General features: G+C 63.1%; 7 protein-coding genes. 4 read left to right on the forward strand and 3 right to left on the reverse strand.

Annotation, left to right across the window (positions count from 1 at the left end; genetic code table 11):
* Positions 1–412 precede the first annotated feature (412 nt).
* On the reverse strand, positions 413–1,324 hold the full coding sequence (locus tag HNO82_RS21825; RefSeq protein ID WP_008330739.1) for a LysR family transcriptional regulator: 912 nt from the start codon (positions 1,322–1,324) through the stop codon (positions 413–415).
* Positions 1,325–1,485: 161 nt separating this feature from the next.
* Here HNO82_RS21825 and gcl point away from each other — a divergent pair, with 161 nt between their 5' ends.
* The 4 genes from gcl (at position 1,486) to pyk (ending at position 6,525) form a co-directional block, all read left to right on the forward strand.
* The gene (gene gcl, locus HNO82_RS21830; protein ID WP_175345122.1) at positions 1,486–3,261 is read left to right on the forward strand and encodes a glyoxylate carboligase; all 1,776 of its coding nucleotides are present in this window, start codon (positions 1,486–1,488) and stop codon (positions 3,259–3,261) included.
* Between the two features lie 17 nt (positions 3,262–3,278).
* Positions 3,279–4,067, forward strand: coding sequence for a hydroxypyruvate isomerase (gene hyi / locus HNO82_RS21835; protein WP_175345123.1), 789 nt, complete (start codon positions 3,279–3,281; stop codon positions 4,065–4,067).
* A 42-nt stretch (positions 4,068–4,109) separates the two neighbouring features.
* Positions 4,110–5,000, forward strand: a complete 891-nt coding sequence (locus HNO82_RS21840; RefSeq protein WP_175345124.1) for a 2-hydroxy-3-oxopropionate reductase — start codon at positions 4,110–4,112, stop codon at positions 4,998–5,000.
* Positions 5,001–5,106: 106 nt separating this feature from the next.
* Positions 5,107–6,525, forward strand: coding sequence for a pyruvate kinase (pyk, locus tag HNO82_RS21845; protein ID WP_175345125.1), 1,419 nt, complete (start codon positions 5,107–5,109; stop codon positions 6,523–6,525).
* Positions 6,526–6,628: 103 nt separating this feature from the next.
* On the opposite strand, the gene HNO82_RS22410 is transcribed toward pyk, so the two are convergent.
* Together HNO82_RS22410 and HNO82_RS21855 are read right to left on the reverse strand one after the other, a co-directional pair.
* Positions 6,629–8,176, reverse strand: a complete 1,548-nt coding sequence (locus tag HNO82_RS22410; protein WP_175345126.1) for a methyl-accepting chemotaxis protein — start codon at positions 8,174–8,176, stop codon at positions 6,629–6,631.
* A gap of 23 nt (positions 8,177–8,199) precedes the next feature.
* Positions 8,200–9,576 carry an 8-oxoguanine deaminase gene (locus HNO82_RS21855; RefSeq protein ID WP_175345127.1) on the reverse strand — a complete coding sequence of 459 codons (1,377 nt, stop codon included), beginning with the start codon at positions 9,574–9,576 and terminating at the stop codon, positions 8,200–8,202.
* Positions 9,577–9,915: the final 339 nt, after the last annotated feature.

Here is a 9,915-nt window from a genome sequence, read left to right on the forward strand (position 1 = left end):
AAGTAAGCAAAAGAAGGCGACCCCAAAGAGCCAGCCCTCCTGCGGAGGGTCCCCGCCGCAGCAGAGCAAAAAGTGGGAAGAATAGAGTCGCTTCGCTCCGACTATTCTTCTGATCCACTTTTTGCTCTGCTGAGGCGGCTGGCTCTATGGGGACCGTCCACTCGTGCTCGCCTGCGGCATCGCCCTGTTTTGCTCGCCTCCGGCCTCGGTCGTGCTCGCCTGCGGCTTCGCCCTGTTTTGCTCGCCTCCGGCCTCGGTCGTGCTCGCCTGCGGCTTCGCCCTTTTTTGCTCGCCTCCGGCCTCGGTCGTGCTCGCCTGCGGCTTCGCCCTTTTTTGCTCGCCTCCGGCCTCGGTCGTGCTCGCCTGTGGCATCGCCCTTTTTTCTCGCCTGCGGCTTCGTCACTGCCGTCTTTCATCGCCTCCCGTTCCAATAATCCTGCTGCCCATACACTTCCTTCAGATAATCAATGAAGAACCGCGTCTTCGCCGGTAAATGCCGCTGCTGCGGATACACCGCCATGATGTCGTAGTGCGGCAAGGCATACTCGTCGAGCACCGTCACCAACTCCCCCGAGGCCAACTGCGCCTGGATCTCCCAGGTCGAGCGCCACGCCAGCCCCAAGCCCTCGCCAGCCCAGCGATGCAGCAACTCGCCATCATTGCAATCCAGATTGCCCTGCACCTTGATGATCACCGGCTTGCCGTTTTGCTGGAAATACCAGCCGCGTTGCTGCCCACCCTGCAAGTTGAACGCCAGGCAGTTGTGCTGCGCCAGATCATCCAGTGTCCTCGGTACTCCGTAACGATGCAGATACTCCGGCGCCGCACATACCACACGCCGGTTGCTGGCCAGGCGTACCGCCACGAAGCTGGGTTCGATGGCGCCACCAATGCGGATGCCCAGGTCATAGCCCTCACGAACCAGATCCACCACGCGGTCCGTCAGGTTGAAGGAAATCTGTACCTCCGGATGCGCAGCCAGAAAGGCCGGGGCATGCGGCGCCACATGCAGGCGCCCATACGCGGCCGGCGTCGAGACCACCAGGTGGCCAGTCGCCTTGTGCCGCCCCTCGGCTATGCTCTTCTCGGCCGTGTCCATCTGCTCCAGCAACTTGCGGCAATGATCCAGAAATACGCTGCCCTGCTCGGTCAACGTCAGGTGCCGCGTCGTGCGGTGCATCAGCTTGGTGCCCAGGCGCCTCTCCAGTGCATCGATGCGGCGCCCCATCATCACCGGGGTGACCTTCTCCTCCAGTGCCGCCGCCGCCAGGCTGCCCTTGTCTACCACCAGTACGAAAGCTTCAATCTGCTTGAGTTTGTCCATCAATCCCTCCCGGTCTGAGTGTAATTCAATACTTTTTGGATGTTTCCATACTTTTGCTCAGTAATCAGTGGACTCCGATGATACTTATCATTCGAATTTGTAATGACTAGCATGGCCTCCAGCGATCACACATCCACCAACGGACATCCTGGAGAACGAGCATGGCAAAGATGAGAGCAGTCGACGCGGCAGTGCAGGTATTGGTCAGGGAAGGCTGTCTGCAAGCCTTCGGCGTGCCGGGCGCAGCGATCAATCCCTTCTACGCGGCCCTGAAGAAACACGGCGGCATCAAGCACATCCTGGCCCGTCACGTGGAGGGCGCTTCCCATATGGCCGAGGGCTATACCCGCGCCAAGGCCGGCAACATCGGGTTGTGCATCGGTACCTCCGGCCCTGCGGGGACCGACATGATCACCGGGCTCTATTCGGCCCAGGCCGATTCCATCCCCATCCTCTGCGTCACCGGCCAGGCACCGCGCGCCCGGCTCTACAAGGAAGACTTCCAGGCCGTCGACATCGAATCCATCGCCAAGCCCGTCACCAAATGGGCCGTGACCGTGCGCGAGCCAGCCCAGGTGCCGCGCGTGTTCCAGCAAGCCTTCCACCTGATGCGCTCAGGCCGCCCCGGGCCAGTGTTGATCGACCTGCCCTTCGACGTGCAGATGGCCGAGATCGATTTCGATCCCGATACCTACGCGCCGCTGCCGGTCTATCGTCCGGCCGCTACCCGCGCCCAGATCGAAAAGGCGCTGGAGATGCTCAACGCCGCCCAACGCCCGCTGCTCACCATCGGTGGCGGCGTGGTCAATGCCGATGCCGCTGCACTGGCGGTGCAGTTCGCCGAACTGACCGGCGTGCCGGTCATCCCCACGCTCATGGCCTGGGGCGCGATCCCCGACGACCACCCGCAGATGGCCGGCATGGTCGGTCTGCAGACCAGCCATCGCTACGGCAATGCCACGCTGCTGGCCTCGGACTTCGTGCTGGGCATCGGCAACCGCTGGGCCAATCGCCATACCGGCTCCATCGATGTCTTTACCAAGGGCCGCACCTTCGTCCACGTGGATATCGAACCGACCCAGATCGGTCGCGTCTTCGGGCCGGATTACGGCATCGTCAGCGATGCCGGTGCGGCGCTGGCGCTGTTCGTGGAAGTGGCCACGCAATGGAAGGCAGAAGGGCGATTGCCCGATCGTTCGGCGTGGCTGGCCCAATGCCAGCAACGCAAGAAGAGCCTGCAACGTCGCACCCATTTCAATGACACGCCCGTCAAGCCCCAGCGCGTGTATGAAGAAATGAATCGCGCCTTCGGTCGCGATACCTGCTACGTGGCCACCATCGGTTTGTCGCAGATCGCCGCAGCGCAGTTTCTGCACGTCTATCGCGATCGCCACTGGATCAACTGCGGCCAGGCCGGGCCGCTGGGCTGGACCATTCCCGCCGCGCTGGGGGTGGTGGCGGCCGATCCGCAGAAGAAGGTGGTGGCCATTTCGGGCGACTATGACTTCCAGTTCATGATCGAGGAACTGGCCGTGGGCGCGCAGTTCAGGCTGCCGTATCTGCACGTGCTGGTCAACAATTCCTACCTCGGCCTGATCCGCCAGGCACAGCGCGGCTTCGAGATGGACTACTGCGTGCAGCTGGCCTTCGAGAACATCAATGCACCCGAGCTCAACGGCTATGGCGTGGACCACGTGGCCGTAGTCGAGGGCCTGGGCTGCAAGGCCATCCGCGTCACCGATCCCAATGCCATCCAGGATGCCTTTGCCCAGGCCCGGCGCTGGATGGCCGAGTACCGCGTACCGGTAGTGGTGGAAATCATCCTGGAACGCGTCACCAATATCGCCATGGGCACCGAGATCGATGCCATCAATGAATTCGAACCCCTGGCCGAGCACGCCGACGATGCACCCACCGCCATCAGCCTGCTGGACTAACAACAAAGGAGCCAAGCATGACCAGACTCGCCGCCAATCTCACCATGCTGTTTACCGAACAGCCTTTCCTTGACCGTTTCGCGGCGGCCTCGCAGGCCGGTTTCCGCGCGGTGGAATTCCTGTTCCCCTATGCTTTCGACCCGGAACAGATCGCCACCCAATTGCGTACGCATCGCCTGCAACTGGTGCTGCACAATCTTCCCGCCGGCAACTGGGACGCCGGTGAGCGCGGCATCGCCTGCCACCCCGACCGCGTAGCCGAGTTCCGCGCCGGGGTCGATGAAGCGATCCGCTATGCCCGCGCTCTGGAGGTGTCGCAGCTCAACTGCCTGGTCGGCATCCTGCCGCCGGGCGTCTCGCGCGAAGCGGCGCGCGAGGTGCTGGTCGGCAACCTGAAATACGCCGCCGCGCGCCTGAAGGAGCAAGGCATTCGTCTGCTCATCGAGCCGATCAATCACTTCGATATTCCGGGTTTCTTCCTCAATACGACGCGCCAGGCGGTGGAACTGATCCTGGCCACCGGCTCGGACAATCTCTTCGTGCAATACGACATCTATCACATGCAGCGCATGGAGGGCGAGCTGGCCAATACGATCAAGGCCAACCTCTCCCTGATCGGTCACGTACAACTGGCCGACAACCCCGGACGCGGTGAGCCCGGCACTGGCGAGATCAATTACCGCTACCTGTTCGGCTGGCTGGAGGACATCGGCTATCGCGGCTGGATCGGCTGCGAATACAAACCGCAGGCCGGGACCATGGCAGGACTGGGCTGGATCGCGCAACACGGATTGCAGACGGCCTGAACACTTGACAGCAGGATTTCATCTTTCTTGAGGAGACACAGCATGGCAAAAGTTGGATTCATTGGCCTGGGCATCATGGGTGCGCCCATGGCAGAGAACCTGCAGAAGGGCGGTCACAAGCTCTACCTGCACGACCAGAAAAATCCCCCCGCCTCCTTGCTGGAGGGCGGTGCCACTGTCTGCACGTCAGGTGCGGAAGTGGCGCGGCGCGCCGACATCGTCATTGTCATGGTGCCGGACACCCCGCACGTAGAGGCCGTCTTGTTCGCCGAGAAGGGCGTGGCCGAGGGGCTGTCACCGGGCAAGATCGTAGTGGACATGAGTTCCATCTCGCCCATCGCCACCAAGGAGTTTGCCAAGAAGATCAATGCCCTGGGCTGCCAGTATCTGGATGCGCCGGTCTCGGGCGGCGAGGTCGGCGCAAAGGCGGCTTCGCTGACCATCATGGTCGGCGGTTCGGAATCGGCCTTCAACGACGTCAGGCCGCTGTTCGAACTGATGGGCAAGAACATCACCTTGGTCGGTGGCAATGGCGACGGGCAGACCACCAAGGTCGCCAACCAGATCATCGTCGCTCTGAACATCCAGGCCGTGGCCGAGGCTCTGCTGTTCGCCTCCAAGGCCGGGGCCGATCCGGCGCGGGTGCGGCAGGCGTTGATGGGGGGCTTTGCGTCCTCGAGGATTCTGGAGGTGCATGGCGAGCGCATGGTCAAGCGCACCTTCGCGCCGGGCTTCCGTATCGAGCTGCACCAGAAGGATCTGAACCTGGCCCTGCAAGGGGCCAAGGCGCTGGGCATCAGCTTGCCCAATACCGCGGCGGCCCAGGAACTGATGAATGCCTGCGCGGCCAATGGACTGGCGGGGATGGATCACTCGGCGCTGTGTCGGGCGGTGGAGATGCTGTCCAACCACGAAATTGCCAAGGCATCCTGACCGGACGCCATCATCCCCAAGAGGGCTTGCCATTGGCAAGCCCTCATCGCTTGCGCCATTACGCATGTCGACCACGTCATCACAACCAGCATTACGGGAGATTCCTATGCGCCGCCTGCGCCAGGCCAAAATCGTCGCCACCCTGGGTCCCTCCAGCGCCACGCCGGAGATGATCCGCGCGCTCTTCGAGGCCGGGGCCGATGTGTTCCGCTTCAATTTCAGTCACGGCAGCCACGCCGATCATCACGCGCGTTACCAGATCGTGCGCCAGGTGGAGCGCGAAGTCGGCCGCCCCATCGGCGTGCTGGCCGACCTGCAGGGGCCGAAGCTGCGCATCGGCCAGTTCGTCGAGGGCAGGGCGGTGCTGCAGGCCGGCCAGATGTTCACGCTCGACCGGGATGCCTCACCAGGCGACCAGCACCGCGTCTGGCTGCCCCATCCTGAACTGTTCGAAGCCATTGAAGCGGGACAAAGCCTGCTCATCGACGACGGCAAGCTGCGCCTGCAGGTGGAAGCCAGCGATGGTGATTCCATTCGCACGCGCGTGGTCAATGGCGGCGTGGTCTCCGACCGCAAGGGTGTCAATGTGCCCGATGCGGTCTTGCCGATTCCTGCGCTGACCGCCAAGGACCGCCGCGATCTGGACTTCGCGCTGGAGATGGGGGCGGACTGGATCGCGCTGTCCTTCGTGCAGCGCCCCGAAGATGTGCTGGAGGCACGTGCACTGGTGGCAGGGCGTGCGGCCATCCTCTCCAAGCTGGAGAAACCGGCCGCGCTGGAGCGGCTCGACGAGATCGTGGCGGTGTCCGACGCCATCATGGTGGCGCGCGGCGACCTCGGTGTGGAGCTGCCGCCGGAGTGCGTGCCGGGCACGCAAAAGCGCATCCTGCGCGCCTGCCGCCAGCAGGGCAAGCCCATCGTGATCGCCACGCAAATGCTGGAATCGATGATTGCGGCACCGGTGCCCACGCGCGCGGAAGTGTCGGATGTGGCCAGTGCCATCTATGACGGATCGGATGCGGTGATGCTCTCGGCCGAATCGGCCCAGGGTGACTATCCGCTGCAGGCGGTGAGCATGATGGATCGGGTGATTGTGCAGGTCGAGCAGGATCCGCTGTATCGCACGCTGATGCAGGCGCAATATACGCCGCCGCAGAACAACCGGCCTGATGCGATCTGCGCGGCTCTGCGTGATGTGACGGGCATCCTTGGCGCGACGGCCACGGTGACTTACACCAGCTCCGGTCATACCAGTCTGCGCGCCGCGCGTGAGCGTCCGGCGGCACCGATCCTGAGCATCACGCCGCAACTGGCGACGGCACGTCGGCTGGCCTTGGTGTGGGGGGTACATTGCACCATCAGCGAAGCCGTGCATGACGAACGGCAGATGGTGAGTGCGGCGTGTCAGGCCGCAGTGCGGGAAGGGTTTGCGCGCACGGGCGATCAGATCGCCATCACCGCGGGCATGCCCTTCGGGCAGCCGGGCAGTACCAATCTGTTGCGGGTGGCGGAGGTGTGGGGCTGATTTGAGCGTACGTGGCGCCCTCGCGAGACGTCGAAAACGTGATAAAGCCGTTCAGTGTTTTACTGAACGGCTTTATCTCTTCTGCGGCTGCTACGGCCCGCCCTCACGCATCCAGCCTGAATACCCCCACCGCTTCCCGCAACTGTGCGGCCTGGTCGCGCATGGCCTGGGCGGCAGCAGCAGCCTCTTCCACCAACGCCGCATTTTGCTGGGTCGCTTCATCCATGAGTGTGATGGCATGGTGGATCTCTTCGATGCCACCACTCTGCTCACGGCTGGCCGTGCTGATGTCGGTGATGATGGCATTGACCCGCTGCACACTGGCGACCACCTGCTGCATGGTGCTGCCCGCCTCTTGCACCAGTGTGGCGCCGCTGTCGATCTTGCCGACCGAATCGTGGATCAGTGCCTTGATTTCCCTGGCAGCGGTCGCACTGCGTTGCGCCAGCGAGCGCACTTCGGAAGCCACCACCGCGAAGCCGCGCCCCTGTTCGCCCGCACGTGCTGCTTCCACGGCGGCATTCAGGGCCAGGATATTGGTCTGGAAGGCAATGCCATCAATCACGCCGATGATGTCCACGATCTGGCGCGATGAGGCATTGATGTCGGCCATCGTCCTGACTACTTGCTCTACCACGTCGCCGCCCTGTACCGCGATGCGCGCTGCGTTGCCTGCCAGCGCTGTAGCCTCGCTGGCGTTGTGGGCGTTCTGTCTGACGGTGGAGCTCAGTTCTTCCATGGCCGAGGCGGTCTCTTCGATCGAGCCCGCCTGTTGCTCGGTGCGTGCCGAGAGGTCGAGATTGCCGCTGGCGATTTCACCGGCAGCATGGTTGATCGCTTCCGTACCATGGCGCACCCGGCCGACGATGTTGCGCAGGTTGTCGTTCATCAGTTTGAGGGCCATCATCAGTTCCCCTGTCTCATCCCGCGATCTCGCCTCCACACGCGCCGACAAGTCGCCTTGTGCCACCCGGCGCGCCACCGTGACGGCATGGACCAGCGGCCGCGCGATGCTGCGCGAGACCAGCCATGCCACTACCGCCGCCAGCAGCAGGGCGACCAGCGCCAGGGCGTTGATGATGTGGCGGGCGCTGGCGGAATCCTGCGTGGCGGTTTCACCAGCGGCATCCATCAGGCCGCCCTGGTAGTCGAACATGGCGTCGAGCGCGATGAAGTACTTGATCTGCACCGGCATGAATTGTCGGGGCAGGTACTGTTTGGCGTCTTCTACCTGTCCGGCCAGGGCCAGGGCCATGAGCTTGTCGCGCGCCGGCACGTAGGCCTGGCGCGCAGCGATGGCCGCCTCGACGTAGCGTCGGTCTTCTTCGGTACGCGCCACTTCCTTGAGTTTGTCCAGGAACGCGTTCATCTTGCGGTCCGCTGCAGTGGCGTCGGCAGCCAGGGCCTTGATGCGTTCCGGATCGTCGGTCAGCAGGATGTCGCGAATGTCGAGCGCGATCTTGTTGACCTGGATCTGTACCGTGTTGGCCATGACTGTCTTGGGATAACGGTCCTTGACGATCAGACCGATGCCATCAGCCAGCCGTCCCAGTTGCAGGTTGCCCAGTACGGCAATGGCCAGCAGCAGCGCCATGACCGCGCCGAAACCTAGCGCCAGTCGCACGCCTATTTTCATGTCCGTGATACGCATATTGTTCCGTCCCTCTGGCAATGTCAGCGCGCTGCCTGCGCCAGTTCCAGCGAAAGATGATTGTGCCGCTCCAGCACCGTCCCCAGCTCAATGGTGGTGAGCTGTCCCTCGCGCACGATCACGCGGCCGTTGATGATGCTGGTGTCCACGTTGGCGGGTGTGCAGAACACCAGCGCGGCCACCGGATCATGGAGCGCGCCGGCAAAGGCGATCTGGCGCGTGTCGAACATGACGACGTCGGCGGACATGCCGGGCTTGAGTGCACCGATGTCGTCGCGATTCAATACCTTGGCACCACCCAGGGTGGCCACTTCCAGCGCCTGGCGCGCGGTCATGGCGTCGGGGCCAAAGCCCACCCGCTGCAGCAGCATGGCCTGGCGGACTTCGCCCAGCATGTGGGCGCTGTCGTTGGAGGCGCTGCCGTCCACGCCCAGGCCGACCGGCACGCCCGCGTCCAGCATCTTGCGGATGGGGGCGATGCCGGAGGCCAGTCGCATGTTGGAACAGGGGCAGTGCGCCACGCCCGTGCCCGTGCGGGCGAACAGGTCGATGCCATGGTCGTCCAGTTGCACGCAGTGGGCGTGCCAGACGTCGTGGCCGACCCAGCCGCAGTCTTCTGCATATTCCGCGGGCGTCATGTTGAATTTCTCGCGGCTGTAGGCGATGTCGTTGACGTTTTCGGCCAGGTGCGTGTGCAGCGAGACGCCGTAATGACGCGCCAGGTCGGCGGCTTGGCGCATCAGATCGCGCGAGACCGAAAAGGGCGAACAGGGGGCGACCACGATGCGCTGCATGGCGTGGCGCTGGCCGTCGTGGTAGGTCTCGATGAGGCGTTGCGTGTCCTTGAGGATGGACGGCTCTTCTTCGACCACACGATCCGGCGGCAAGCCGCCCTTGGACTGGCCTACGCTCATGGCCCCCCGCGCTCCGTGGAAACGCATGCCGATCTGGGCAGCCGCCTCCAGGCTGTCGTCCAGGCGGGTCTGGTTGGGGTAGATGTAGAGGTGGTCGCTGCTGGTGGTACAGCCCGAGAGGATCAGCTCGGCCATGGCGGTCAGCGTCGATACGCGGATCATCTCCGGCGTCAGGCCAGCCCAGATCGGATACAGATTGGTCAGCCAGTTGAACAGTTCGCCATTCTGCGCGCTGGGGATGGCGCGGGTCAGGCTCTGGTACATGTGGTGGTGCGTGTTGATCAGGCCAGGGATGACCACGTGGTGGCTGGCATCAATGATCTCGTCGGCCTCTTGCGGAAGATCTTCGGTCTTGCCGACCTGCTCGATGACGTTGTTCCTGATGTAGAGCGCGCCATCGGCGATCTCTTCACGGTCTTCGTTCATGGTGACCAGGACGCGTGCGTTCCTGATCAACAGCGTCTTGCCTGTTGCTTGCTCTTGCATGGTTGGACTCCTTCTTGGCTTCCTTGTTGATGTGATTGAATGCGGGTCGGCGCAGGTGACAGGGGGGAGTCCCTTTCTTGCCCTATTAACGACTGCGACGGGTGGGGTTGTTGGGAGGGTTTAGGTCCGGTTAATGCTGTTTCTTGTTAGGGTTAAGAGTTGCTTAATGCTGGTGTTTTGCTGTTTTGCTGTTTTGCTGTTTTGCTGTTTTGTGTTTTGTGTTTTGTGTTTTGTGTTTTGGGTAGTCTGCACGGGCCTCTTTCCTGCGCTCTAGCTTAATTATCTTCTCTCTCCGGGCGGAACGGAGCGCCGGGGGCGGCCCGGCAGCCGCTCACTTTT

Source organism: Herbaspirillum sp. C9C3 (genome assembly GCF_013359625.1).
Classification (GTDB): domain Bacteria; phylum Pseudomonadota; class Gammaproteobacteria; order Burkholderiales; family Burkholderiaceae_D; genus Herbaspirillum.